Origin of the sequence: Aeromonas sp. 5HA1, from assembly GCF_029237245.1 — a bacterium.
Classification (GTDB): domain Bacteria; phylum Pseudomonadota; class Gammaproteobacteria; order Enterobacterales; family Aeromonadaceae; genus Aeromonas; species Aeromonas salmonicida.
On record NZ_JAACFW010000011.1, the window covers coordinates 55,695 to 81,669 of the forward strand.

Annotated in this window: 25 protein-coding genes and 1 pseudogene; 9 read left to right on the forward strand and 17 right to left on the reverse strand. The window is 59.9% G+C overall.

Going from position 1 to position 25,975, the window contains the following annotated elements; genetic code table 11:
• Window positions 1–235 precede the first annotated feature (235 nt).
• Window positions 236–1,114, reverse strand: a complete 879-nt coding sequence (gene prmA / locus GWQ27_RS11695) for a 50S ribosomal protein L11 methyltransferase (RefSeq protein WP_058393732.1) — start codon at window positions 1,112–1,114, stop codon at window positions 236–238.
• 526 nt (window positions 1,115–1,640) lie between these two features.
• On the reverse strand, window positions 1,641–2,657 hold the full coding sequence (locus tag GWQ27_RS11700) for a zinc-binding alcohol dehydrogenase family protein (RefSeq protein ID WP_275907433.1): 1,017 nt from the start codon (window positions 2,655–2,657) through the stop codon (window positions 1,641–1,643).
• 100 nt (window positions 2,658–2,757) lie between these two features.
• Here GWQ27_RS11700 and GWQ27_RS11705 point away from each other — a divergent pair, with 100 nt between their 5' ends.
• A complete protein-coding gene (locus GWQ27_RS11705; protein WP_275907434.1) occupies window positions 2,758–3,630 on the forward strand; it encodes a LysR family transcriptional regulator in 873 nt (290 codons plus the stop codon).
• A gap of 2 nt (window positions 3,631–3,632) precedes the next feature.
• Here GWQ27_RS11705 and GWQ27_RS11710 read toward each other — a convergent pair whose 3' ends face one another.
• From GWQ27_RS11710 to acs, 7 genes are all read right to left on the reverse strand, one after another.
• Window positions 3,633–5,060, reverse strand: coding sequence for a PTS transporter subunit EIIC (locus tag GWQ27_RS11710; RefSeq protein WP_159167045.1), 1,428 nt, complete (start codon window positions 5,058–5,060; stop codon window positions 3,633–3,635).
• A gap of 89 nt (window positions 5,061–5,149) precedes the next feature.
• Entirely contained in the window at window positions 5,150–6,607 is a 1,458-nt protein-coding gene (gene panF, locus GWQ27_RS11715) for a sodium/pantothenate symporter (RefSeq protein ID WP_169047548.1), read from the reverse strand.
• A complete protein-coding gene (locus tag GWQ27_RS11720; protein ID WP_021138114.1) occupies window positions 6,597–6,860 on the reverse strand; it encodes a YhdT family protein in 264 nt (87 codons plus the stop codon). Before GWQ27_RS11720 ends, panF begins: the two co-directional genes overlap by 11 nt.
• Window positions 6,861–7,067: 207 nt before the next feature.
• Window positions 7,068–8,408 (reverse strand): acetyl-CoA carboxylase biotin carboxylase subunit, encoded by a 1,341-nt coding sequence (gene accC / locus GWQ27_RS11725; RefSeq protein WP_005317655.1) that lies wholly within the window; start codon window positions 8,406–8,408, stop codon window positions 7,068–7,070.
• Window positions 8,409–8,423: 15 nt separating this feature from the next.
• A complete protein-coding gene (accB, locus tag GWQ27_RS11730; RefSeq protein WP_034283807.1) occupies window positions 8,424–8,879 on the reverse strand; it encodes an acetyl-CoA carboxylase biotin carboxyl carrier protein in 456 nt (151 codons plus the stop codon).
• A gap of 36 nt (window positions 8,880–8,915) precedes the next feature.
• Window positions 8,916–9,365: a type II 3-dehydroquinate dehydratase gene (aroQ, locus tag GWQ27_RS11735; protein ID WP_021138116.1), complete on the reverse strand. Its 450-nt coding sequence runs from the start codon at window positions 9,363–9,365 to the stop codon at window positions 8,916–8,918.
• 265 nt (window positions 9,366–9,630) lie between these two features.
• Complete coding sequence (gene acs / locus GWQ27_RS11740) at window positions 9,631–11,577, reverse strand: acetate--CoA ligase (protein WP_275907435.1); 1,947 nt, start codon at window positions 11,575–11,577, stop codon at window positions 9,631–9,633.
• Window positions 11,578–11,745: 168 nt separating this feature from the next.
• On the opposite strand from acs, the gene GWQ27_RS11745 reads away from it, so the two are divergent.
• The gene (locus GWQ27_RS11745) at window positions 11,746–12,045 is read left to right on the forward strand and encodes a hypothetical protein (RefSeq protein ID WP_275907436.1); all 300 of its coding nucleotides are present in this window, start codon (window positions 11,746–11,748) and stop codon (window positions 12,043–12,045) included.
• 45 nt (window positions 12,046–12,090) lie between these two features.
• Here the strand turns inward: GWQ27_RS11745 and GWQ27_RS11750 are convergent, their stop codons facing one another.
• From GWQ27_RS11750 to GWQ27_RS11780, 7 genes and pseudogenes are all read right to left on the reverse strand, one after another.
• Window positions 12,091–14,541 carry an EAL domain-containing protein gene (locus GWQ27_RS11750; protein WP_275907437.1) on the reverse strand — a complete coding sequence of 817 codons (2,451 nt, stop codon included), beginning with the start codon at window positions 14,539–14,541 and terminating at the stop codon, window positions 12,091–12,093.
• A gap of 124 nt (window positions 14,542–14,665) precedes the next feature.
• Window positions 14,666–15,304: a hypothetical protein gene (locus GWQ27_RS11755; protein ID WP_275907438.1), complete on the reverse strand. Its 639-nt coding sequence runs from the start codon at window positions 15,302–15,304 to the stop codon at window positions 14,666–14,668.
• On the reverse strand, window positions 15,294–16,433 hold the full coding sequence (locus GWQ27_RS11760) for a hypothetical protein (protein ID WP_265451918.1): 1,140 nt from the start codon (window positions 16,431–16,433) through the stop codon (window positions 15,294–15,296). Before GWQ27_RS11760 ends, GWQ27_RS11755 begins: the two co-directional genes overlap by 11 nt.
• A 171-nt stretch (window positions 16,434–16,604) precedes the next feature.
• The gene (locus tag GWQ27_RS11765; protein ID WP_005317625.1) at window positions 16,605–16,973 is read right to left on the reverse strand and encodes a hypothetical protein; all 369 of its coding nucleotides are present in this window, start codon (window positions 16,971–16,973) and stop codon (window positions 16,605–16,607) included.
• Window positions 16,974–16,977: 4 nt separating this feature from the next.
• Complete coding sequence (gene torD, locus GWQ27_RS11770; protein WP_265420909.1) at window positions 16,978–17,622, reverse strand: molecular chaperone TorD; 645 nt, start codon at window positions 17,620–17,622, stop codon at window positions 16,978–16,980.
• Window positions 17,623–17,769: 147 nt separating this feature from the next.
• Window positions 17,770–17,894 (reverse strand): annotated as a pseudogene (locus GWQ27_RS11775) (ADP-ribosylglycohydrolase); the annotation flags it as partial.
• Between the two features lie 44 nt (window positions 17,895–17,938).
• Window positions 17,939–18,226: a hypothetical protein gene (locus GWQ27_RS11780; RefSeq protein WP_021138124.1), complete on the reverse strand. Its 288-nt coding sequence runs from the start codon at window positions 18,224–18,226 to the stop codon at window positions 17,939–17,941.
• Window positions 18,227–18,786: 560 nt separating this feature from the next.
• On the opposite strand from GWQ27_RS11780, the gene glyA reads away from it, so the two are divergent.
• The 7 genes from glyA to ribBA all read left to right on the forward strand — a co-directional run bounded on the left by glyA (window position 18,787) and on the right by ribBA (window position 24,703).
• Window positions 18,787–20,040, forward strand: a complete 1,254-nt coding sequence (gene glyA / locus GWQ27_RS11785) for a serine hydroxymethyltransferase (RefSeq protein WP_111588446.1) — start codon at window positions 18,787–18,789, stop codon at window positions 20,038–20,040.
• A 106-nt stretch (window positions 20,041–20,146) separates the two neighbouring features.
• Window positions 20,147–20,575, forward strand: a complete 429-nt coding sequence (locus GWQ27_RS11790; protein WP_275907439.1) for a hypothetical protein — start codon at window positions 20,147–20,149, stop codon at window positions 20,573–20,575.
• Window positions 20,576–20,641: 66 nt separating this feature from the next.
• A complete protein-coding gene (locus GWQ27_RS11795) occupies window positions 20,642–20,974 on the forward strand; it encodes an NIPSNAP family protein (protein WP_275907440.1) in 333 nt (110 codons plus the stop codon).
• A 133-nt stretch (window positions 20,975–21,107) separates the two neighbouring features.
• A complete protein-coding gene (gene nrdR, locus GWQ27_RS11800) occupies window positions 21,108–21,557 on the forward strand; it encodes a transcriptional regulator NrdR (protein WP_275907441.1) in 450 nt (149 codons plus the stop codon).
• A 74-nt stretch (window positions 21,558–21,631) separates the two neighbouring features.
• Complete coding sequence (gene ribD / locus GWQ27_RS11805) at window positions 21,632–22,741, forward strand: bifunctional diaminohydroxyphosphoribosylaminopyrimidine deaminase/5-amino-6-(5-phosphoribosylamino)uracil reductase RibD (RefSeq protein WP_219591147.1); 1,110 nt, start codon at window positions 21,632–21,634, stop codon at window positions 22,739–22,741.
• Window positions 22,742–22,796: 55 nt separating this feature from the next.
• Window positions 22,797–23,450: a riboflavin synthase gene (locus GWQ27_RS11810; RefSeq protein WP_275907442.1), complete on the forward strand. Its 654-nt coding sequence runs from the start codon at window positions 22,797–22,799 to the stop codon at window positions 23,448–23,450.
• 143 nt (window positions 23,451–23,593) lie between these two features.
• Window positions 23,594–24,703, forward strand: a complete 1,110-nt coding sequence (ribBA, locus tag GWQ27_RS11815; RefSeq protein WP_096118676.1) for a bifunctional 3,4-dihydroxy-2-butanone-4-phosphate synthase/GTP cyclohydrolase II — start codon at window positions 23,594–23,596, stop codon at window positions 24,701–24,703.
• A gap of 52 nt (window positions 24,704–24,755) precedes the next feature.
• Here ribBA and GWQ27_RS11820 read toward each other — a convergent pair whose 3' ends face one another.
• A complete protein-coding gene (locus tag GWQ27_RS11820) occupies window positions 24,756–25,958 on the reverse strand; it encodes a serine protease (protein WP_275907443.1) in 1,203 nt (400 codons plus the stop codon).
• Window positions 25,959–25,975: the final 17 nt, after the last annotated feature.

The window sequence follows — 25,975 nt, forward strand, 5'->3', positions numbered from 1 at the left end:
GATATGCCATCCAGTTATATGGTTATTTAGTCATTTTTATTCATATGGTTACAGCTGTTTTATAGTCTGGAGCCAAGGTGTGGCCGCTGCGTTGTTGTGGTGCAGCAGCACCAGATTGTTCGGCCGAAGTCCGGGCCTTTGCTTGTATGTGGGGCAGTGAGCAGGGGAGACACGAGAGGATGGCGGAAACAACAAGGGCACCCATCGGTGCCCTTGTTGTATGAGGTGGTTGCCATCAGCCGTGCTTGCGGCCGGAGAGGCGGCACCACTCCTCTTTTACCGCAGTCGGGTCCATGTCGAACCACTGGCCGTAAATGGTTTCCAGCTCCGGAGCCTGGCTCTCCAGCACGCCGGAGAGCGCCATCAGGCTGCCTGGCTTGCCATGGCCGGCGATGAGCGGTGCCAGCTCGCGCAGCGGGCCGGCCAGTATGTTGGCCACCACCACGTCCGCTTCGACATCTTGCGGCTGATCCGCCGGCAGATAGAGTTCGATCTGGCCCGCCACGCCGTTGCGCTCGGCGTTGTCACGGCTGGCCTGAATGGCCTGCGGGTCTATGTCGATGCCGATGACGCGGGCGGCCCCCAGTTTCAGGGCGGCAATGCCGAGGATGCCGGAGCCACAACCAAAATCGACCACGGTTTTGCCGGCGAGATCCAGCCCGTCCAGCCACTGCAGGCAGAGCGCCGTGGTGGGGTGGGTACCAGTACCAAATGCCAGACCCGGATCCAGCATGACGTTGACCGCATCGGGGTTTGGCACATCGCGCCAGCTCGGGCAGATCCAGAGCCGCTCGCCAAACTGCATGGGGTGGAAGTGATCCATCCACTCGCGCACCCAGTCCTTGTCTTCCAGCTGCTCGACCTTGTAGCCCACGTCTTCCCCGAAGATCTGCTGGAAGAAGGCGATGGTGGGGGCCGGATCGGTTTCGGCATCGAACAAGCCCATCACTTCGGTCTCACCCCAGAGCGGGGTTTCACCGGGCAGCGGCTCGTAGACGGGGACATCCTGGGCATCCATAAAGGTCACGGCCTGGGCTCCACGCCCCAGCAGCATGTTGCTCACCTTGTCTGCTGTCTTGGCAGTGGCGTTGATTCGAATTTGTATCCAGGGCATGGCGTCGACTCTTCATAAATGTGAAACCGCGAGATTCTATCATCATGGGCCTGTGCTGTCGTGGTTTGCCCATGTCTGCATGGCGCAGGAAGAGAACTCTGCCAAGTTGGCACGGTTAATGTATTCCTCATTGGGTGACGGGAAGCAACCTGTTCCCGCTGAATGCTTTGCTCTAGGAAAGTTCCGTCATCTTTTTTCAGCCACCTTTGGGTGGCTTTTTTTTCGGCATTTTGCTGGCCGGGGAAAACGAGTAGGGATGACAGGCGTGAGGGGATGGAACAGGGGGAAGTGGGGGCGTTGGCACACAAGATGCAAAGATGGGTATGTCCTGCATAAGGATATGTGTGTGATTGTTACCCCAACGTTCAGGTATTTAGGGCCATCCCGGCGGGATGGCCCCTTTTTTATGTCGTTTTTATGGTGATGCTGCGTGGTGACTGTCTGGTGCCTGATATGAACTGTGCACTGTTGGGGCCTGTCACTGGTGAAATCACCCCATGATGGTGCAGTTTTTACCTATAAGGGATTAGTTTGCAAATCTGCTCATGTCGATCACCAGCTTGCCCACCATGCGGCCGGCTTCCACCTCGGCATGGGCCTGGGCCAGGGTGACCGGGGTCAGCTCGGACAGGGTGCGGGTGAGTGTGCTCTTGAGCACCCCTTGGTCGATGAGGGAGGCAACCTGACCAAGCAGCTTGTGTTGCTCGATCATGTCCGGGGTCTGGAACAGGGATCGGGTAAACATGAATTCCTGACTGAAGGTGGCGCTTTTGCTCTTGAGCAGGGAGAGATCCCAGGGCTCGCTGGATTCGGCGATGGTACAGATGTGGCCGAACGGGCGAATGAGGCTGGCCATGGCATCCCAGTGCTGCTCGGTAGCATTGGTGCAGAAGATGGCATCGAGCTGAGTGATGCCAAGAGCGGTGAGCTCTTCCTGCAGCTTGTGATGGCTTACCACCTGATGGGCGCCCATTGCCAGACACCATTCACGGCTTTCTGGTCGGGAGGCTGTGGCAATCACGTCCATATTGGTGAGCTGGCGAGCCAGCTGAATGGCGATGGAGCCTACTCCACCTGCCCCGCCAATGATCAGCAGCTTGCCTGTGCTCTCGCGGTGAAGGCCGATGCGCTCGAACAGTGTCTCCCAGGCGGTGATGGCGGTGAGCGGCAGGGCGGCGGCTTCCAGGTCGGTCAGACTGGTGGGGGCGAGAGCGGCGATGCGCTCATCCACCAGTTGCAGGGCGCTGTTGCTGCCCGGGCGGCTGATGTCGCCGGCATACCAGACTCTGTCGCCCGCCTTGAACAGGCTCACTTCGCTACCGACGGCAACGACCTCACCGACTGCATCCCAGCCCAGTACACGGGGGCTGGCTTCAATTTTGGCCTTGGGGGCGCGCACCTTGGTATCCACAGGATTGATGGAGGTGGCTGTCACTTTCACCAGCAGATCCCGCGGGCCCGGGATCGGATCGGGCAGGGTGGCAGTGATAAAGCAGTCGGGGTGATCGCTTGGCAGGTAGTGAGTCAGGGCAATGGCTTTCATGGCAGTTCCTTTCAAATCGGATGGATTGGGATTGCCAGCTACTCTAGTCTGGTTAATTATTCTTATTAAGATGGGTAATTGGTAAAGACTGTTTGAATATATGAACAATGTCGATCTGGAGTTGATGGGGCTGTTCGCTACCGTGGTGGAGCAGGGCAGTTTTACCGGTGCCGCCGAGGCGCTTGGCATGCCCAAGTCCTCGGTGAGCCAGAAGATCTCGCGGCTCGAAACCCAGCTCGGGGTGCGACTGCTGCAGCGTACCACTCGCAGGCTCAGCCTGACCCCGCAGGGTGAGATCTACGTGGAGCAATGCCAGGCGCTGCTGGCGCTAGCCCGCAGTGCCAATCTGGCGATGGCGCGGCTGCGCGCCGCCCCCGCCGGTCGGGTAAGGATCACGGCGCCAGAGGCGACCGGTACCCTGCTGCTTGGCAGGATCCTGGCGGAATTTCGTGCCCTCTATCCTGAGGTGGTGCTGGAGCTGACCCTTTGCGACGATCAACTGGATCTGGTAGGAGAGGGTTATGATCTGGCGCTGCGGGCGGCGCCGCTGAAAGATTCCAGTCTCATTTGCAAGCGCATTGGTCAGGTGTCGCGTCATCTGGTGGCGGCTCCCGGTTATCTGGCGGCTCATGGCGCGCCGCAGCAGTTGTCCGAGTTGGGGCTTCACCCCTGTCTGGTGCACTCGGCATTGCCTGTGTGGCCACTGCAGGAGGGGGGCTGGCGGCCGCAAGGGGCCTGCATCAGCAACAGCTTGCTGGCGCTGCGGGAGCTGGCATTGCATGAAGGCGGGATTGCCCTGTTGCCACACCATGTCTGTCAGGAGGATCTGGCGACGGGACGGTTGCAGAAATTGCTGCCGGATCACCCCATACCGCCCAATCCCTTCTATCTCATCTACCCGAGCCGGGAACATCTGGCGCCTGCCTTGCGCTCGCTGATGGACTTCGTCGCAGAGCGCTTGCCGTTCGCCTGAGCCTACCAGTTGCCTGGGCTGGCAGACTCCTGATTGGGTTTAAGGCCGAGGGGTACCGACTGACGCTCCGCCAGCATGCGGATCTGCCCCTCAATCAGGCTGGCGTTGGGGCCCAGCACCAGTACCAGTTGATGGCCGTTGAGCTGGATCCAGGAGAGGCAACCCAGCCCCGGCAGGCGGGACTGATCCACCAGCGCTATGTCGCACACCCGCAGACTGAGGCGGGTCAGGCAGACGCTCATGGCTTGCAGATTGTCCATGCCCCCCAGCGCCTTGAGGTACTGGATCGCCAGCATCTGGGGATCCGAGGGGGCGACACTGGCCAAGCGTGGGTGCTCATTGGCGATGGGCTTGCTCGGCAGGCTCAGAGGCGCTCGTTCCAGCAGTTGATAGAAGAGCAGTGTGTAGGCGACGAAGAAGAGGATGCCGACCGGAATGAGCCAGAAGCTGTGCTCGCCGGACTGATAGCTCAACACCAGATCCAGCAGACCGGCGGAGAAGTAGCTGCCCACCTGGATGCCAAGCCCGCTGCAGATGGCCAGCGACAACCCGGTCAGCAGGGCATGGGCCAGAAACAACCAGGGAGCGGTGAAGGCGAACAGGAACTCGATGGGCTCAGTGATCCCCAATAGTGCAGAGGTGAGCGCCAGGGTGAGCAGTAGTCCACCCTGCGGCAGTCGCTGCATGCGCTGGCGGTGCAGCCAGATGGCAAAGCAGGCGCCCGGCAGGCCGAACATGATGATGGGATAGAGGCCGGCTACATAGCCTTCATGCAGCGGCTGGGCGGTGGCCAGCGCCTGCAGGTTGCTCTCGCCAAGGCCGATGAGACTGCCCAGCACCTGATGCAGGCCAAGGGGGATCAGCAGCCGGTTGAGGGTGCCGTAACAGAAGGCGCCCAGTGGGGTGGTGAGCAGTTCCGAGGCCAGCAGCGTGATGCCCTGCTCCAGCAGCGGCCAGAACAGGGAGAGGGGAAACGCCAGCAACAGGCAGGCGATCGCCGAGATGCACAGGCAGGCGAAATCCCCCTGCGCTATCTGCAGCCAGCCAGGTATGGTGCGCCGTTTCACCCAGGGGTAGATGATGGCGGTGGTGAGCCCCGCCAGCAGGCCGCAGATCATGTCTGCATGCAGGCCGGGGGCCAGGGTGCCCAGCGCGGAGCTCAGCAGCAGGAAGTTGACCGCCCCGGCCAGCGCCTGAGTGCCCTCTCCTTGTCGGCTCAGGCCGAAGGCGATGGCAACCGCGTAGATGAGCGGCATCTGGCTGAACAGGGCGCGCCCCGTGAGGGAGAGCACAGCCTGATCCAGTACATCCGGTTGACCGAGCCGGTAGAGCAGCGCAGCCAGTGGCAGTATGGAGACCGGCAACAACAGGGCGTAACCGAGTCGTTGCAGGGCCTGGATCAGGGTCTGTCTGGCGTTCTGTACTGGCATAAAGGTGCTGAGTTTTGTGACTTGGCGCACAGTTTACCCGTAAAACACCTATTTGGGGATAGTTTTGGAACCCTTTATTAATCTCTTTGTTACTGCTGTTCGAATAATCGCCGAACCCCCTGACTGGGAGGCGGAGTCAGCAGGCTGACCAGCACAAAGGCAACCAGTCCCAGCCCCAGGCTCGGTACTATGGCATGCAGTCCGGCCAGTTTTATCCCCCACTGGCTCAGTACGCCATAGCAGACGATGCCGGATACCATGCTGGCCAGGGCGCCCGGCCCGTTGGCCCTTGACCAGTAAAGGCCGAGTACCAGCGGCCACAGGAACACGGCCTGCAGGCCACCGAAGGCGAGCAGGTTGAGCCAGATGATCATCTCGGGGGGCTGCAGCGCCGCCAGCAATACGAGCGTGCCCAGGATCAGGGTGCAGAGCAGGGAGAGACGAGGAATGCGCACCTCCAGTTTCTCCTGCTTGGGATTGAGGTAGTTGAGGTAGAGATCCTTCACCAGAGTGGCGGAGGCCTGGATCAGCTGGGAGTCGATGGTGGACATGATGGCCGCCATCGGTGCCGCCAGAAACACCCCGGCCAGCCAGGGCGGCAGCACTTCCATCATCAGGGAGGGCATGATCTTGTCCGGGCTGTCCATGCCGGGCAGAATGGCGCGGCCCAGGGCACCGGCCAGGTGCATGCCGAACATCAGCAGGGCACTGACCACTGTGCCGATGAGAATGCCGCGATGGAGCGCCTTGCTGTCCCGATAGCCGAAGCAGCGCAGGGCCGAGTGGGGCAGCCCCACCACTCCGACGCAGACCAGGATCCAGAAGCTCAGCATAAAGGGTTGGGTCAGCATGTCGCCGGCCCCCGTCGGGCTCACCAGTTTGGGGTCGATCTCCCTGAGCTGGTGGATGAGGCTGGGCAATCCATCCCCGGCAATCAGGATCCCAGCCAGCAAAGCGCCGGTGCCGATCAGCATGATGATCCCCTGCAGGGCGTCGGTCATCACCACGGCACGAAAGCCGCCGATGATGGTGTAGAGCAGCACGCAACTGGCAAACAGCATCAGCCCCTGCTGGTAGGAGAGGCCGGTGGCCGTCTCCAGCAGGCGAGCCCCGCCGATGAACTGCACCACCATGGTGGCGATAAAGGCGAGGATGATAGTAACGGATCCGAGAATGACAACTGCCTTGCTCTGGTAGCGGGCCCACAGCATGTCATTGATGGTCACCGCATTGACCCGGCGGGCAATGATGGCGAACTTCTTGCCGAGCACCCCCAAGGTAAGCCAGACGGTGGGCAGCTGGATCATTGCCAGCAGTACCCAGCCAAGGCCAATCTTGTAGGCGGCACCCGGCCCGCCGATGAAGGACGATGCCGAGGTATAGGTAGCCACCAGCGTCATGGCGAGCACCAGACCGCCCATGCTGCGGTTGCCGATGAAGTACTCCTGCACGAAGTCGCCGCCGGTGCGATGGCGACTGGCCCAGAAACCGATCCCCAGCACCAGCACCAGATAGATGACCAGGGGCAGCATCAACTCAAGATTCATGGGGAGGCTCCTTGGCACTGCGGGGAGGCGTATCGAGGGGAATATCCACAAACAGGCGATCCACCATCAGGCCGCACAACACAATGAACAGCAGCGGCATCACCATGCAGCTGAGCAGGAACCAGAGTGGCATGTCCCAGTATTCGATCTCTTCCGGGATGAAATACGCAGTGCCATACCAGGCAAAGAAATAGAGCAGGGTCAGCAGCAGGCAGAGGGCTGCTTCCCGACGAGCGAGCGCGAAACGATTCACCTTGGCCTCCGACAATTTTGAGGGGCGCAAGAATAACAAAAAAGGGCCATGTCGCCATGGCCCTTTTTCAACAGAGGCTCCTTTCGGAGCTGACTTCTATCGGAAGTCATTGTTCTGCCTTGGATCCTTACAGACCCAACTTCTTGTGCAGGTAGTGGGCATTGGAACTGCCACCGCGCAATGTCATCGGGTCTCTATCAGCGATCCTTACAGACCCAGCTTCTTGTGCAGGTAGTGGATATTGGTACCACCGTGCTGGAAGTTTTCGTCTTTCATGATCTCTTTTTGCAGGGAGACGTTGGTCTTGATCCCTTCTACCACCAGCTCGTCCAGCGCCTGACGCATGCGCGCGATGGCGACGTCACGGTTCTCGCCGTAACAGATCAGCTTGCCGATCATGGAGTCGTAGTAAGGCGGTACCTTGTAACCGGCGTAGATGTGGGAATCCCAACGTACGCCCAGACCACCCGGCGCATGGAAGCGCTGGATCAGGCCGGGAGACGGCATGAAAGTAGCCGGGTCTTCGGCGTTGATCCGGCATTCGATGGCATGGCCACGGATGCGGATGTCCTGCTGGGTGATCGACAGGGGCTGGCCGGCGGCGATGCGCAGCTGCTCCTTGATCAGATCCACGCTGGTGACCATCTCGGTGACCGGATGCTCAACCTGGATACGGGTGTTCATCTCGATGAAATAGAACTCGCCGTTTTCGTACAGGAACTCGAAGGTTCCCGCACCGCGGTAGCCGATCTCGATGCAGGCGCGTACGCAGCGCTCTCCGATGAACTTGCGCATCTCTTCGGTGATGCCGGGTGCCGGTGCCTCTTCGACCACTTTCTGGTGGCGACGTTGCATGGAGCAGTCACGCTCGCCCAGATAGAGGGCGTTGCCCTGGCCGTCTGCCAATATCTGAATTTCGATATGGCGCGGGTTCTCCAGGTACTTCTCCATGTAGACCATGTCGTTCTTGAAGAACTGGCCTGCTTCGGATTTGGTCAGGGCGATGGCGGCAGCCAGCTCGGCTTCATTGCGCACCACGCGCATGCCGCGACCACCACCGCCACCGGCGGCCTTGATGATCACCGGATAACCGATGCGCTTGGCGATGGCGGCGTTGTGCTTGGCATCGCTGTCGACCGGGCCGTCAGAGCCAGGCACGCAAGGTACGCCCGCTTTTTTCATCGCCTCGATGGCGGAGACCTTGTCACCCATCAGGCGAATGGTCTCGGCGCGAGGGCCGATGAAGATGAAGCCGGATTTTTCGACCACTTCGGCGAAATCGGCGTTCTCCGAGAGGAAGCCGTAACCCGGGTGGATGGCAACGGCACCTGTTACCTCGGCGGCGGCTATGATCGCCGGCACATTGAGGTAGGATTCACCGCTGGCAGGCTTGCCGATGCAGATGGTTTCGTCGGCCAGAAGCACATGTTTGAGCTCCCGATCGGCGGTGGAGTGAACGGCCACTGTCTTGATCCCGAGCTCTTTGCAAGCGCGCAGGATCCGCAGGGCAATTTCACCGCGGTTGGCGATGACTACTTTGTCCAACATGGGTGGCAACTTCCCTTATTCGATGATGAACAGCGGCTCGTCAAATTCGACGGCCTGACCATTTTCAACCAGGATCGCTTTGATCACGCCGGTCTTGTCAGACTCGATTTGGTTCATCATTTTCATGGCTTCGACGATGCACAGGGTATCGCCGACATTGACGTGCTGACCGACTTCCGCGAACGGCTTGGCTTCCGGGCTGGAGGAGCGATAGAAGGAGCCAACCATGGGGGAGCGCATCAGGTGACCACTCGGGGTGGCTGCATCTGCGGTCGGTGCGACGGCGGCGGCTGCCGGTGCGGCGGCAGGGGCCATGGCCGGCTGCATCATCATCTGCGGCATGGCGGTGGTCACCTGACCGGAGAAGTTGCGGCTGATGCGAACGGACTCTTCACCTTCGGAGATCTCCAGTTCGGCAATGCCGGACTCTTCAACCAGTTCAATCAGCTTCTTGATTTTGCGGATATCCATTAGCATTCTCTTTCTTCTTTATCTGATCAGTGATTATCAAGCCGCGCGCAACTGATGCACGGCCGCGGTTAAAGCGAATTGGTAGCCATCTGCACCCAGCCCGCAGATTACTCCTTTAGCGACATCAGACAGATAGGAGTGATGACGGAAAGGCTCCCTGGCATGGACGTTTGACAGGTGCACCTCGATAAAGGGGATGGCGACACCCAGCAGCGCATCGCGGATGGCGACACTGGTGTGGGTGAAGGCGGCTGGATTGATGATGATATAATCCACCTGGCCCATGGCCTGGTGGATACGGCTGACCAACTCATGTTCGGCGTTGGATTGCAGGTGTTCCAGTGTGACGCCGAGTTCGCTGGCGTTGTGCTTCAGATCGGCGACGATCTCATCGAGCGTCTTGCTGCCGTAGATGCCCGGTTCCCGTTTGCCCAGCAGGTTCAGGTTTGGCCCGTTGAGCAGGAGAATACGGTGATTTTGCGACATATTGAGTACATCCTCGATGATAATGCTGCTATCTACCAGCTATCTTGTGGACTACCAGAAATCTAGCCATTTTCTGCGCAATTCGGTGTGCACTGGCACACAGATTTCGCAATTATATTGATTTCGTGAAAATTAGCAGCATTTTACTGGTCTAATCTCTACATCTGTCTGTTTTTTGCACTATCTGGTGCGGTGTTAAATTGCTCAGTAGCAGAGACAACAAAGCCGGCACAGGGCCGGCTCTGGAGGCAGATAACGGGCTACATCAGGCAGCTTCCGACTTCTCGCGGATGAGTTTATCCACGACCCCGGGATCCGCCAGAGTGGAGATATCCCCCAAGCTGTCGGTCTCGCCGGTGGCTATTTTGCGCAGGATACGGCGCATGATCTTGCCGGAACGGGTCTTCGGCAGCCCTTCCGCCCAGTGGATCACATCCGGGGTGGCGATGGCACCGATCTCCTTGCGTACCCACTCCTTCACTTCTTTGTGCAGCTCGCGGCTAGGCTCTTCTCCGGCGATCAGGGTGACATAGGCGTAGATGCCCTGACCCTTGATCTCGTGGGGCACTCCCACCACCGCCGCCTCGGCGATCTTGGGATGGGCGACCAGCGCCGATTCAATTTCGGCGGTCCCCATGCGATGGCCGGAGACGTTCAGTACATCATCCACCCGCCCCGTGATCCAGTAGTAGCCATCTTCGTCGCGACGAGCACCGTCGCCGGTGAAGTAACGACCCGGGAAGGTGGAGAAGTAGGTCTGTTCGAAGCGCTCATGATCGCCAAACACGGTGCGCATCTGACCCGGCCAGGAGTCGGTGATCACCAAGTTGCCCTCGGTTGCACCCTCCAGCGGTTCGCCCATGTTGTCCACCAGCGCCGGCTGCACGCCGAAGAAGGGACGGGTAGCCGATCCCGGTTTCAGGTCGGTGACGCCGGGCAGCGGGCTGATGAGGATGCCTCCGGTCTCGGTCTGCCACCAGGTATCGACGATGGGGCAGCGTTCCTCGCCTATGGTGCGGTAGTACCACTCCCAGGCTTCCGGGTTGATGGGCTCGCCCACTGAACCCATGATGCGCAGGCTCTGGCGGGAGGTGCCCTCTACCGCATCACGGCCCTTGGCCATGAGGGCGCGTATCGCCGTCGGGGCCGTGTAGAGGATGGTGACCTGGTGCTTGTCCACCACCTGGCTCATGCGGTTGGTGGCCGGGTAGTTGGGCACCCCTTCGAACATGATGGTGGTGGCGCCGTTGGCGAGCGGCCCGTAGACCAGATAGGAGTGGCCCGTGACCCAGCCCACGTCGGCGGTACACCAGTAGATGTCCTCCTCGTGGTAGTCGAACACGTACTTGAAGGTGAGGGTGGCGTAGACCAGATAGCCGCCGGTGGTGTGCAACACCCCCTTGGGCTTGCCGGTGGAGCCGGAGGTGTAGAGGACGAACAGGGGATCTTCGGCGTTCATTGCCTCGGGTGGGCAGTCGCTGCTGGCGGCGGCAGTTGCCTCATGCCACCAGATGTCCCTGTGGTTGTGCCAGGCAACGTTGCCGCCGGTGCGCTTGAGCACTATCACCTTGCTGACCCGGGTATCCGGGTTGGTGAGCGCTTCATCCACGTTTTTCTTGAGCGGGACAGGGCGGCCACCACGCAGCCCCTCGTCGGCCGTGATGACGATGGAGGAGCCTGAGTCAATGATGCGGCCGGCCAGGGCCTCCGGCGAGAAGCCGCCGAAGACGATGCTGTGCACGGCACCTATGCGGGTACAGGCCAGCATGGCGATGGCCGCTTCCGGCACCATGGGCATGTAGAGGCAGACCACATCACCCCGATGCACACCCTGTGCTTTCAATCCGTTGGAAAACTTGCACACTTCTGTGTGCAGCTCGCGGTAGGTCAGCTTGCGATCCTCTGCCGGGTTGTCCCCTTCCCAGATGATGGCCACCTTGTCACCGCGCTGTGCCAGATGGCGATCCAGGCAGTTGGCCGAGACGTTGAGCAGGCCATCCTCATACCACTTGATGGAGACATGCCCAGGGTCGTACGAGGTGTTCTTGACCTTGGTATAGGGCTTCATCCAGTCGATGATTTTTCCCTGTTCACCCCAGAAGGCATCCGGATCCTGCACGGAGGCTAGGTACATGGCCTCGTAACCTGCCTTGTCCAGCAGGGCGCCGTTGCTGATGTGGGCTTTGACCGGGTAGACCTTGCTCTCGCTCATCTGTCACTCCTTTGAATACATTCTCGTAATGATTAAGTAACAACTTATACCTTTGGCGTACGAGGGCAATTAGACTTTTGGATAGATGGAAACATCTGCTTACAGTGCCATTCGTGACAATTCATCGGCGATTGAGTAAAAACATCGATTTTATCGATGGAGATAGCCATGTTGTCCCTGCTCCTTTGCACCGCCCTCTGGCAGTCCGATGCCTCTACGCTTGCCGATGAAGCCGCACTGGCTGCTCCCCAACCCAAAGAGTTCCCCGTGACGCGCGAACAGAGCGGCTCGCCAGCAGTGCGAGAGCGTATTGCCGATCAGATGGGCAATGCATTTCTGGCGCGCAAACCCCCTGTGACAGTTACCCTCGGGCAGCCAAAACCGCGCTACCCGAAGGATGCACTGATGGCTGACTCGCTCCAGGGCCAGAGCGAGGGGTGGGATGCCAGGTTGACGTTCAGTGAGTGAGCCGTATTTTCGATCATTGAGCGGCTCTTGCAGCACTTGCCGGCTTCAGCACCAGACTCCCTTGCGGGGAGTCAGCTGGGCAGCCAGATGGGGTTCGGTCAAGGGGTGGCTGAACAGGTAGCCCTGTCCCTCCTGACAGTGCAGGGATTGCAGAAACTGGCGCTGTGCCTGGGTCTCGATCCCCTCGGCGGTGACCGCCATGCCCAGGCTGTCGGCCAGGTTGATGATGGTACGGCACAGCTCCCGACTGTGCTTGTCATCGGGCAGAGCCTGCACGAAGGTTTGATCTATCTTGATGCGATCGATGGGCAGGCTTTTGAGCAAGCTCAGGGATGAGAAGCCGGTGCCGAAGTCATCGATGGCAATCTGCACCCCCAGCGCCTTGAGGCGGGTGAACAGCTGCAAGCTATGGTCGACTCGCTGTATGATGCTTTCCGTCACCTCTATCTCCAGCCGCTCCGCCGGGAAGCCGGTCTCCGCCAGGATGGCCGCGACCCGCTCCACATAGCCAATGGCGCGCATCTCCCTTACCGACACATTGACCGAGAGCCGTGGCACGGCCAGCCCGGCCGTCAGCCATGCCTGTCCCTGCTGGCAGGCGGTGCGCATCACCCACTCCCCAATCTGCTCTATCAAACCACACTCCTCTGCCACCGGTATGAAGCGGGCTGGCGCTATCATGCCTTCGCTGGGATGCTGCCAGCGCAACAGGGCTTCCAGCCCACTCAGGCGGTTATTGGCCAGATCCGTCATGGGTTGATACAGGATGCAGAGCTGATGCTGATCAATGGCCTTGAGCAGTCCCTGCTCCATGCTCATCCGTTCCCGTGTCTGTTCGGCCATGTCGGGACTGTAAAACAGATAGCCGTTGCGGCCCTGGCTTTTGGCTTCGTACATGGCGTTGTCGGCGGCACTGACCAGGGCGTCCGGGCTCCGGGCGTGCTCAGGGTAGAGGGCTATGCCTATGCTGGCGGAGATGGCGACCTGCTCGTGTTCCAGTTCGACCGGCTCGCGCAGACGTGCCAGCAGCTGTTCGGCGAGCTGTGCCAGCTCATCCTGTTGTTCGAAATAGGGGATCAGCACCAGGAATTCATCTCCACCTAGCCGAATGGCAACATCGTTGTGACGCAGGCTTTGGCGGATGCGCCCGGCCAGCAGCTTGAGCAGTTGGTCCCCCGCCCTGTGGCCCAGGTTGTCATTGATCAGTTTGAAACCGTCGAGGTCGATGAACAGCAGGGCGAGTTGCTGCCGATTGAGCTGGGCCGTCTTGATTTCCAGTTCGAGCCGCTCCTGCAACAGGTTGCGGTTGCCAAGTTCGGTCAGAGGATCGTGATAGGCGAGGTGATTGAGCTGCGCCTCTGCCTTGCGAATGGCGCTGATGTCGGAGAAGGTGATCACATAGTGGGCCGTGTTGTGGCGGCTGTCATAGACGGCGCTGACATGCTGCCAGGAGGTGAAGTAGTCGCCATCCTTGCGCAGACACATCATCTCCCCGTGCCAGGCGTGGCTGCCGGGCAGCAGGGTGTGCCAGGGGTAGTCAATGTCGGTATGGCGACGGGGATGCATGATGGCTTCCGGTGACTTGCCCACTATCTCGTCCGGTTCGTACTGGGTCATGTTGCAGAAAGCCGGGTTGACCGAAATGATCTGGCGCTGCCCATCCATGATGATGATGCCTTCGGCCGTGGTGTCGAAGACCACATTGGCCTGGCGCAGCTTGTCTTCCTGATTGCAGCGATCGGTTGCATCGTGGATCACTCCCATGATGCGGCGTCCCTGAGTGTCGGTGGCGGCCACATGATCTGCATGGAGATCGACCCAGCCCCGCATCTGGTTGGGCCCCAGGTAGCTCAAAGTCAGGTGAAGAGGCGCCGTGCCGTTGAGGGCGGTTCTGAGCTGCTCCCCCGACACGGGATCGAAGCGCTTGATGAAGTTATCCATTCCCCCCTGAAACTGGTTGGCGGCCGTGCCGAGCAGGCGTTCGACCTGGCCATCAAATTGCAACCTGTCTTCGGCCACATGCCACTCCCAGACGCCAATCTGGCCTGCACTCATGGCCAGTTGCAGCCGTTGCTGCACTTCATACTGCTCGGTGACATCCCGCACTATGGTCAGTATGCCGTCAGGGGTGCCCTGTTCATCCAGCATGGGGCTGTAGATTGCCTGCCAGCGTCGTTGCTGGCCCTGATGGGCCTCCGTCTGGCCGCTCAGGCTCAATTCCACCTGGGGAATACCGCTGCTGATGATCTGTTGAAACAGGGGTTCCAGCACAGGGGCCAGCGTCGGCACTATGTCACGCAGGTATTTGCCGTAGTGATCTTCCCGGGAGAGGCCGTTGATATCGGCCAGCGTCTGGTTGACGCTGCGGCAGCGAAAGTAGCGGTCGAACACGCCTATGCCGAACGGCGCCAGTTCAAACAGCTGTTGCAGCTCGTTTGGATTCAGTTGACCCGGCGTTGGCGGATCTGGCATGGATTCGGATGTCTCTTCCTGCATGACGGCTCCTGAATTGACTTTATTGTCACTTAAGGTGTTGTCAGTATGGCATGAAGCGCTTTGGAGGGAAGAGAGAGGGCTGCATTTGCCCCCTATCTGGTCGTGTTGCCGGTTGAAGTGGTGGCTACCAGCTGAAGCGATAGCTCAGGGTCAGGTTCACCACGGGTTGCCAATCGCGATCCTTGATAAGCCACTGTTTGGCACCCACCTCTGTACCCAGTCGCCATTGCTGCCAGCCCCAGCTGCGCTCCAGCGTGACGCCCCAATCCCGCCACCCCTCGTTGGCACCATAGGCCGCCATGTGAGCCTGGCTGCCTCGCGTCAGCCAGAGATTGAGGGAGAGGGCTGCCGGCAGCGGCAGGCTGTGTTCCATATACCAGAGTTGGCCATAGCGACCGGTCACATCATAGAGCTGACCCAGGCTCAGCTGATGATCCTCGTCCAGTTGCCAGCCGAGGCGCCAGAGCGCGCTGAAACGGGTGCGATCCACCACCTGCATGGGACTGACCCCCAGCGCGAGGAAGCTCTGCTTGTAGAGCGGCAAGGCCAGCCCGGCGCTTTGCCCATCGGCAAAGATCAGGCCGACCATGGTTTCTCGCTCATAGGCGAGCCAGAAGTGGGCGCTGGCGTCAGCCTTGACCCCGGCCTGATTGCTGTCGAGTTGCCACTGGCCGCCCACCTGCCACAGGTTATCCTGCTCCTTGGCCGACAAGGGCAGCGCGAGTGGCAGGGTCGTCAGCAGCAGCCAGCGACTACTTGCCATAGAGCCGCACCCAGTCTCTGTCCTGATGCATGCCCATCAGGTGGCAGATGATGCCGGAGCGCTGGAAGGCATAGATGAGTAGCACGCTGGTGGCACTGAGCAGCATGATAAGGCCGAAGCTGTTGGGCAGAATGGTGCCCTGGCGGGCAGTCCACCACAGCAGCAAGGGGCCCCACAGGTGCACGAAGATACTCTTGTGGAAGATGAAGACGGTCAGCGAATACATGCCGATCCAGTTGAGCGGTCGCCAGCACAGGTTGATGTTGCGCTGATGCAGCCAGAGTACGGCCCCGATCACCAGAAACTCCATGCCCCAGATCCCGGCGCGTCCCGTCATGTCCAGCGCCAGCTCGTGCTCGTTGGCGTAGATGTCACTGAGTTCGACCGAACTGCTCTCGCCAAACGCAAGATAGATAACGAGGGCGATGAGGGAGAGGGTGAGTACCAGGCCATTGAGGCGATCCCGCCACTGAGGGCGCTGATGCCAGCACCAGCCGTACAGGAAACCGAAGCAGCCGCTGGCCATGAAGAGATCGAGGCGGGCATCCAGCTCATAGTCGGGGTGCACGTGCAGCTTCATCCAGCTGTCGATATTGCCAAGCAGGGTCTGCACGCCGAATTGATCCAGCAGCAGGCTGAGCACTGTCAGTATCAGCATGCCGCGGATGCCGAACCAGGCGTAAACCAGAGAGAAGAGTGCCAGCAGGCACATCCACAGCATGACAGGATAGAAGGAGATGGCCTCGCCGAAGTTGGGGGCTATGACCAGCCCTTCGACATAGAGGATCAGTATGATGCTGGCAAACAGCACCAGCTTGCCGCCCAGTTGTGGTCTGAAACGCTCCTGGCTGCGACGGCTCAGGTTGAAGGCCGCCAGGGCCAGGTAGATCTGGCTCACCCAGGGGATAAGCCAGGCCGAGACCTGTGCCGTGGTGTTATCCATGGGCAGCAGGTGGCCGGCCATCGCCTTGTGTGACAGATAGAAGCTGTCCCAGAGGGCATGTTCACGGTTGAAAAAGTCGATGTACCAGTAGTTGAGGTAGCCGGTGTAGTGCTCGAAGACGGCCATGAAGATGACAAGCCCTCGCAACAGATCGAGACCCGTGATGCGCGCATCCTGTGGAGGCATGCTGTTGCTCCTGTGTCGGTTGGTAAAAAGGAGCCGCACTATAACGGTTGCAACAAAACTGAATGGGAGCTGAATGTAAGCAGATGTTACCGGCTCCCACCACGCCGACCTTGCTGGGACGGGGAATGCGGGGATCCGGCTGTCATGATTTGTAATACTTTCGGCGGTTTTTCAGCCTTTCTGGCGGCCGAATGCCTGAATACCGCGCGTCAGCACCAGCAGGCCGAGCACATGAAAGGGCAGGGAGAGGGCAAGTAGCAAGAGCCAGTGGGCTTCGCTGCCGCTGGCATTGATAAAGCCTATCCAGGCGACCAGCAGGGTCAGCATGCCGGCTATCTGAAAACGGCGGCGAAGCACCACCTCCACCCCCAGGTTGGCGAGATAGAGGGTCAGGAGTATGCCGCCGAAACCGGTGAGCTGGGCCGTGCCATACAGATCTCTGTCCGGATTGAACAGCAAGCTGAAGAGCGGCGTCAGACCCTGATCCTGCGGGATCAGGGTCAGCAGCCAGCAGGCGATCAGTAGCAGGGCGGTTTTCATCGGCTCAGTCGGCGGAGGATGCCGGTTTGACCAGGCTGAGGTAGTTGGCATCCATGGTGAGGAATACACCCAGCAAGCGAGCACTGGCGCCGTAGAAACCGAAGGGATCGGCGGCGCGGCAAGCGGCTTCGAAATGGGGGAACCAGGCCAGCAGATGGCCATGCAGCAAGGCTTCCTGCTCGCCTAGCCACTGTTCACGCTGATCGGCACTGGGGGCTTCGGCGGCACGTATGATGAGGTTGCCCATCAGATCCAGTTCGACCCCAAGGTGATCGACCGGCTGCGGGTATTTGGCACTGACATCGATGGCAAGGCGCACCAGTCGTTGCTGCATGCGGCCGAGGGATGAGGCATCCAGATGGGCGGATTCATAAGGTTGAACGGCCGTATCGGCCAGAAACAGTCCCTTGAAGTCAGCTGCCAGGGCAGTGGCGCGCTCGTCACGCACCAGCAGGCGGGCGATGGTCTCATTGAGCTCGGCGACGGCCGGGCGCATGGGATCCAGCGTGGAGAGGCTCTTCAGGAAGCTTCGCACATCGTAGCTGTCGTATTCGGCGATCTGTTCATCGCTGAGCTCGGCGCTAAACAGGGTGGCGAACCACCAGTAAAGTTCGGCCCGACGTTCGCTAGTGGCCAGAAATTCCTGCATTTTTCCTCCGTGGATGGCAAGCGGGAAACAGAGTGAGCCCGATTCTAACGGCTTTGGCAGAAAAGTTAACCCATAGGTGATAATTCGGCGAACAAGCCAGAAAAAACGCCGCCGATGGCGACGTTTTCAGGACGTATTGATGGCAACTCAGAGGGGGCGGGTCTCGAACTGCGGCAGCCTATCGGCTATTTCGTGCCAGGGCGCTTTGGAGCCACGAAGATGTGGAAGCCGGGTCGCTGGCTCTGAGCCTGGTCGAGGATCCCTAGGCGTAATCGGCCCTGGCGAGCTGGCGGATCTCACGGTGATGAATCAGATATCAGATCTCTTCGCGGTAGATCGCCTTCTTGCAACGGGTGCAGATATGCTGGCGGCGAAAATCGGTCTGGTGCAGCAGGCCGACATCCAGTTGCTGATGATGGCCGCAGTGAATGCAGAAGATGATATCGCCATCAATGGCCTCCGGATGCGCCGCCAGATACTGCTCTTTGGTGGGCAATGTCTCCCACTGGGTGGTGAAAGGGCTTTTGCGACTGCCGGTATAGTAGACCCAATAGAAAACAGCGAATACCGATATGATCAGAAAAAGCATCAGGTTATCCATCATGGTGTACCTCCGTGTTGAGGTGATGCAAGGAAGGATGAGAGAGGCTTGACCCGTCCTGGAACAGGTATGTCGAGTGGAAATTCTTGCTGCCAGCGTTCGGTCGGCAGGCTGGCTGGCGAAAGCTCAGTGCCAGGGGAAGGTGCAAATTGAGATCCATCGGGAGCGTGGCGAGGGTCTTGCCCGGCATGTTTTGCCTCCATCTATTGGCGGTGCAACCGCTGTGCCGTGTAAAGATGTTATCTGTTAGTAACGGCTATATCCATGATCTGGCTCTGGTTTTGGCTGTTTGTTGTCCCGGTTTCTGTTTACTGGCAGGGCTATGGTGTGATGGGTATCGGGGACGGATGGACAGAGGGAGGATTATTCGCCAGCACTATTGTCAGCACGAATGCCAGCGCTATGGCTAAGGGGAGAGCCTGCACTGACTTCGAAATTCGCGACACATTTTACATTTTATAAACATTTTTTTGGGTGGTTGGACTGTCTCTTTGATCCAGCTCACGTTACAATGCGCGGGCCCACTTCACCTAACGCGCAAACGATTTTCAGGAGAGAAACGGATGTTGAAACGTGACATGACCATCGCCAATTATGATCCGCAATTGTGGCAGGCCATCACAGACGAGACCCGTCGTCAGGAAGAGCACATCGAGCTGATCGCGTCTGAGAACTACACCAGCCCCCGCGTCATGGAAGCCCAGGGCTCCCAGCTGACCAACAAGTACGCTGAAGGCTATCCGGCCAAGCGCTACTACGGTGGTTGCGAGTACGTCGACGTGGTCGAAACCCTGGCCATCGAGCGCGCCAAGGAACTGTTTGGTGCCACTTACGCCAACGTGCAGCCGCACTCCGGCTCCCAGGCCAACAGCGCCGTTTACATGGCTCTGCTGCAGCCGGGTGACACAGTGCTGGGCATGAACCTGGCCCATGGTGGTCACCTGACCCACGGCTCCCCCGTCAACTTCTCCGGCAAGCTGTACAACATCATTCCTTACGGTATCGATGAGTCCGGCAAGATTGACTATGACGAAATGGAACGTCTGGCCGTCGAGCACAAGCCGAAGATGATGATAGGTGGCTTCTCCGCCTACTCAGGTATCGTCGACTGGGCCCGCATGCGTGAAATCGCCGACAAGATTGGTGCCTGGCTGTTCGTCGACATGGCTCACGTAGCCGGTCTGATTGCCGCTGGCGTCTATCCGAACCCGGTGCCCCACGCCCACGTGGTTACCTCCACTACCCACAAGACCCTGGCCGGTCCCCGTGGTGGTCTGATCCTCTCCGCCGCTGACGACGAAGATCTGTACAAGAAGCTGAACTCAGCCGTCTTCCCGGGCGGCCAGGGTGGCCCGCTGATGCATGTCATCGCCGGTAAAGCCGTGGCATTCAAAGAGGCGCTGGAGCCCGAGTTCAAGACCTATCAGGCTCAAGTCGTCAAGAACGCCAAAGCCATGGCGGCGACCTTCATCGAGCGTGGTTACAAGATCGTCTCTGGCGGTACCGACAACCATCTCATGCTGGTTGATCTGATCGGCCGTGAGCTGACCGGTAAAGAAGCCGATGCTGCTCTTGGCAAAGCCAACATCACAGTCAACAAGAACTCTGTGCCGAACGACCCGCGTTCCCCGTTCGTCACCTCAGGTGTGCGGATCGGTACCCCGGCCATCACCCGCCGCGGTTTCAAGGAAGCCGAGTCCATTGAGCTGACCAACTGGATCTGTGACGTGCTGGACAACCATGACAACGACGAAGTGCTGGCCAACACCCGCGAAAAGGTGCTGGATATCTGCCGTCGTTTCCCGGTTTATGCCTGATACACCAGCCATGCTGGTTTGAGACCAATGCCACCTGCGGGTGGCATTGTTTTTTCTGTCTCGGCCCCGCCATGGGCGCCGAGCTTGTGCAGACATAGGAGGCATAATGCCAGCCCAGCCCGGTATCACAGATGACGATCTGATCGTGTCCATCCGTGCCCAGTACCATTTTCGCGATAGTCCGGAGGGGCTGCTGGCATGGGATGTACGGCGTCTGGTGCGGTTGAGCCAAGGCTTGCCGGTGCAAGCTGTGCCATTGGTACAGATTGCCGAGCTGGATACCGATCACTGGTACGGACACGGCGTGGCCAGACCCACGGTGCGCAGCATAGCCGAGCATTGTCAGTTGATTGCCAGTGCTTCCCTTGCCTATCCCATCATTCTGGATAGTGCAGGTCGGGTCATGGATGGCATGCACAGGGTGTGCAAGGCATTGATAGAGGGGCACACTCACATTGATGCGGTGCAGTTTGCGCAAGATCCGGCACCCGACCATGCAGGTTGTGACCCCGCCGACTTGCCCTATGACGACTGAGTTTCTGGTTGAGTGAATGGTTAAATATCGCCTTGCTGGCGGTATTTTTTAGCTGGAGAAAGTGCGATGAAGAGAGTGCTGGAAATCCGCAGTTATCGGCTCAAGGCGGGGAGCCGCGCCGAGTTTCATGCGCTGGTGACCGAGCAGAGCATGCCACTGCACCGTAAATGGGGGATGGACGTGGTGAGCCACGGCCCCTCCCTGCATGATCCGGATGCCTATTTTCTGATGCGGGCATACGATGATCTTGCGCATCTGAACGCTTCCCAGGCGGCATTCTATGCAACGGATGCCTGGCGAGAAGGCCCGAGAGACGCCATTGTTGCGCTGATCGAAGCGGATGCAAATACCGTCATCTGCTTGCCTGCAACGGCCATAGACGGACTTCGCACCCTCTGAAGTGTTTAAGGAATATAGACGGTGACATATTGTTTTTCTGGGCTTTTACCGGTTTTGGATGGCCGTGCTACACTGGCCCGCCAAGATCCTGCCCCTGTGGTCAGGTGCCCTGTTTGTTAACGCCGGAGGTCCGATGCATTGCCCTTTCTGTAGTGCGGTTGATACCAAGGTGATCGATTCCCGTCTGGTGGCAGAAGGCCATCAGGTACGCCGCCGTCGTGAGTGCCTGCTCTGTCACGAGCGCTTCACCACCTTCGAGATGGCCGAGCTGGTGATGCCCCGTGTCATCAAGTCCAACGGTTCCCGCGAGCCCTTCAATGAAGAGAAGCTGCGTGGTGGCATCCTGCGGGCGCTGGAGAAGCGACCCGTGAGCATGGAGGCCATCGAGAAGGGGGTCAACCATATCAAGTCCTGCCTGCGAGCCACCGGTGAGCGCGAAGTTGCCTCCCAGCTGGTGGGCAATCTGGTGATGGATGAGCTCAAGATCTTGGACAAGGTCGCCTATATCCGTTTTGCCTCCGTCTATCGCAGCTTCGAGGACATCCGCGAGTTCGGTGAAGAGATCGCCAAGCTGGAGAAATAAGCTTCCCAATGTCCGGTTACGCTGCGCCAATCGAACCTACAACGCCCATTTTCTCGCTTTGAACGGGAGCCCAGATGTTTAGTCAAGATGATTACCAATGGATGAATCGGGCCCTTGAACTGGCCCGCCGTGGCCGCTATACCACGGCCCCCAATCCCTGTGTCGGCGCCGTGCTGGTGAAAGCCGGTGTTGTGGTCGGAGAGGGATGGCACAAACGAGCCGGAGAACCCCATGCAGAGATCTATGCCCTGCATGAAGCCGGTGACGAAGCCCGTGGTGCGACCGCTTATGTGACCCTGGAGCCCTGCTCCCATCATGGCCGTACCCCCCCTTGCGCCGAGGCACTGATCAAGGCCGGGGTGACCCGGGTGGTAGCCGCCATGGTCGACCCCAACCCCGAGGTGGGCGGGCGTGGTCTGCGGATGTTGTCGGAAGCGGGCATCAAGACCGATTTTGGCTTGCTGTCGAGTGAAGCCGAGGCGCTCAATCCGGGCTTCTTCAAGCGGATGCGTACCGCTTTCCCGCTGGTGACCGTCAAACTCGGTGCCAGCCTCGATGGCCGCACCGCCATGGCAAGCGGCGAGAGTCAGTGGATAACGGGCCCCCTGGCCCGTGCCGATGTGCAGCGGCTGCGCGCCGGTCACGACGCCGTGCTCTCCAGCGCCGAAACCGTACTGGCCGATGGCGCCTCCCTGACGGTGCGTTGGGATGAGCTGCCCCCTTCTCTGAAGGCCACTTATGCCAAAGAGACGTTGCGCCAGCCTCTGCGGGTCATCGTCGATTCCCGGAACCGGCTGACCCCGGACTTGCCCCTGTTCCAGAGCACCGGCCCTGTCTTGCTGGCCCGTCACAAGGCGGCTGGCGACTGGCCTGAATGGGTGCAGCAACTGGAGCTGCCCCTGCTGGATGGCAAGCTGGATCTGGTCAGCCTCTTTATGCTGCTGGCCAAGCGGAGCATCAATTCCGTGCTGGTGGAAGCCGGACCCAGGCTTTGCGGTGCCTTGCTGGACAAGGGGCTGGTGGATGAGCTGGTGCTTTATCAGGCGCCGAAACTGATGGGGGATGAGGGGCGTGGCCTGTTCCATCTGCCAGCGCTCACCCGTCTTTTCCAGGCGCCCAAGCTCTGCATCAAGGATGTGCGGCTGGTGGGACAGGATATCCGCATCACCGCCAGGATAGCCTGATTTTCCAATCGTTATCGGGGGCCGAACTGGCCCCGTCATCATCAAGGTGATCTGCATGTTTACCGGAATTATCGAAGCGGTGGGAACCCTTGCCGCGCTGCGCCGCCAGGGCGAGGACATGGCGCTCACAGTCCACGCGCCGACGCTGGATTTTGGCGACGTCAAGCTGGGCGACTCCGTTGCCACCAACGGCGTCTGTCTGACCGTGATTGGTCTTGGCGACAAGAGTTACACCGCCGATGTGTCGCTGGAAACCCTGTCTCGTACCGGTTTCGCCGCGGCCAAAGTCGGCGATCCCGTCAATCTGGAGAAGGCCCTGATGCCGACCTCCCGGCTTGGCGGCCATCTGGTCTCCGGTCATGTGGACGGGGTGGGTGAGGTGAAGAGCAAGTCCAGCAGCGGCCGCGCCATCGAATACTGGATCAAGGCACCGGGCGAGCTCTCTCGCTACATCGCCGAGAAGGGGTCGATCGCGGTAGACGGCATCAGCCTGACGGTCAATGCCGTGCAGGGGGACTTGTTTCGCCTCACCATAGTGCCGCACACCGCCCAGGAGACCACCATAGCCCGCTGGAAACCGGGTCATCACGTGAATCTCGAGGTGGATCAGATAGCCCGTTATCTGGAGCGGCTGATGCAAGGCAAGGCGCAGGACGCTGCTACCTCCAGCCTGACCCTGGAGAAACTGGCCCAGTCCGGTTTCCTGTAAGTGGCGAAACAGCTGACCAAAACGATTTTCTGTGATCCCGCTCTGATTGAAATGGGGCCCAGAGCCCCCATCTAGAGCAACATAATTCTGTATCAAAGTGAGCCTCCGGGCTCAATCCCCGAAGCAAGTTGATGGAGTAGCCCATGGCGCTGAGCACAACCCAGGAAATCATTGCCGATATCAAGGCTGGCAAGATGGTGATCCTGATGGATGACGAAGACAGGGAGAACGAAGGGGACCTCATCATGGCCGCCTCCTGTGTCCGCCCGGAGGATATCAACTTCATGGCCCGTTACGGCCGTGGCCTCATCTGTCTGACCTTGACCCGGGATCGCTGCAAGCAGCTGGCGCTGCCGCTGATGGTTGATCGCAACAATGCCCAGTTCTCCACCGCCTTCACCGTGACCATCGAAGCGGCCGAAGGGGTGACCACAGGTATTTCAGCGGCGGATCGCGCCGTCACCGTACAGGCCGCCGTAGCGCCCGATGCCAAGGCCGCCGACCTGGTGCAGCCGGGCCACATATTCCCGCTGATGGCCCAGGATGGTGGCGTGCTGACCCGCGCCGGCCACACCGAAGCGGGCTGCGATCTGGCCCGTCTTGCCGGTTACGAGGCCGCTTCCGTCATCGTCGAGATCCTCAACGAGGATGGCTCCATGGCCCGTCGTCCGGACCTGGAAGTGTTCGCCGAGCAGCACGGCATCAAGCTCGGTACCATCGCCGACCTCATCGAGTACCGCAACCAGCACGAAACCACGGTCGAGAAAGTGGCCGAGTGCAAACTGCCTACCGAATATGGAGAGTTCGACCTCATTACTTTCCGCGACACCATCGACAATCAGGTTCACTTCGCCCTGAAAAAGGGTGAGATACAGGCTGACCAGCCCACTCTGGTGCGGGTGCACCTGCACGATGTGCTGAGCGATCTGCTGTTGACCGACCGCCATGCTGCCCGCAGCTGGCCCTTGCCCAAATCCATGGCCCGCATCGCCGAGGAAGGCGGCGTGCTGGTGATCCTGGGGGCCGAGGCCCACGGCGCCGAGTTGCTGGCGCGGGTCAAGGGCTTCGAGGCCGCCGACAAGGGGCTGCAACCGGAAGGGGCCAAGTGGCAGGGTACTTCGCGTCGGGTCGGTGTCGGCTCCCAGATCCTCAAGACGCTTGGGGTTGGCAAGATGCGGCTCTTGAGCTCACCGAAGAAATACCACGCCCTCGGCGGTTTCGGCCTGGAAGTGGTGGAATACGTCGGCGAATAAGCCTGATGCCATGAAATAAGGGATGACCTCGGTCATCCCTTATTGTTTTGCCTTAGCGGCGACGGCGCAGCCAGACAAGCGGCAGCAGCAACAGGGCTCCGAGGCCCATGGCGCCACCACCGCCACCACCATTTGAGGCCGTGGTCGCTGTGGTGTCCGGGATCTTGGTGGGTTCGCTGGTGAGGCTCATCAGGGCGGCCTCAAGACGCTGACTCGCGCCTCGCTCGTCAGTGACAGTGAGTTCTACCCCCTGCAGGCGAAGCGTGCCGAGGGTGTCGTTGCCGTCGGCACGAAGGCGCAGTGTGCAGGTTTGGCCTGCTTCCAGACGGCCGGGACAGCTGTTGCTCATGGCCGGAGCATCGCTGTAGACGCCGCTCAGGGTCACAGCCTGGTTGCTGCGATTGGCAAGCAGGTAGTCGGCCCAGCCACTGGTGCCGGAGGGCAGGATGAGGCCGCGGATCGTGGTCAGGGTGACACCCTGCTGCTGCTTGGTGATCCAGTCACTAAAGGCAGGAGCGTAGACATAGCCACCGGCGCTGCCGGTTGCACAGGGGAAAGCCCCGTAGCTGGTCACGCCGACCAGCTTTCCGCCATAAGTCAGCGGACCACCACTGTCGCCTTTGCAGGAGTCCTGACCGATCTGGTTGCCAGCGAAAATATGGGTTGTGGTGGGGTCACCGTACCAGTAGTCGCGTTCCCCCCGATAGGCGAGATCCACCGCCAGCAGCTGTGGACTGGATGTGGTCGCGTCAGGGTCGGTGCCGCCGTAACCAAGGGCATGCAGCATGGTCGTGCTCCACTGCCAGGTATCCTTAATGGCTGGGTCGGCGATGGCAATGGGGGCTTGGGTAACCGGGGTGGCAAGGTGCAGCAGGGCCACATCCGAGGCGTTCGGGGGTTCACCATAACCCAGATTGCCCAGTAGATTGACATAATACTCGGGGTGCATCAGCACCTGGTCGACCTTGCTGCGAGCGTGGGGACGGCTCAGGTCAGTCACTCCGATGGCGACTTCCATGGGGCCGGACTGGGCATCGCCTACGCAATGAGCTGCTGTGAGTACCCATTGCTTGTCGATGAGGGTGCCGCCACAGAAATTGCTCCAATTGCCGTTGACGACTTCCCCGATGGCAACCATCCAGCTTGGGGCCGTCACAGCGCTGCCGCCGATGATGCGCGGACTGCCAGCATCGGCCTGGACAGCCAGTGGCAGCAGGCAGGCGAAGGCGACACTGCTGCGTTTGAAATCCAACATACTGAACTCCTTGATGT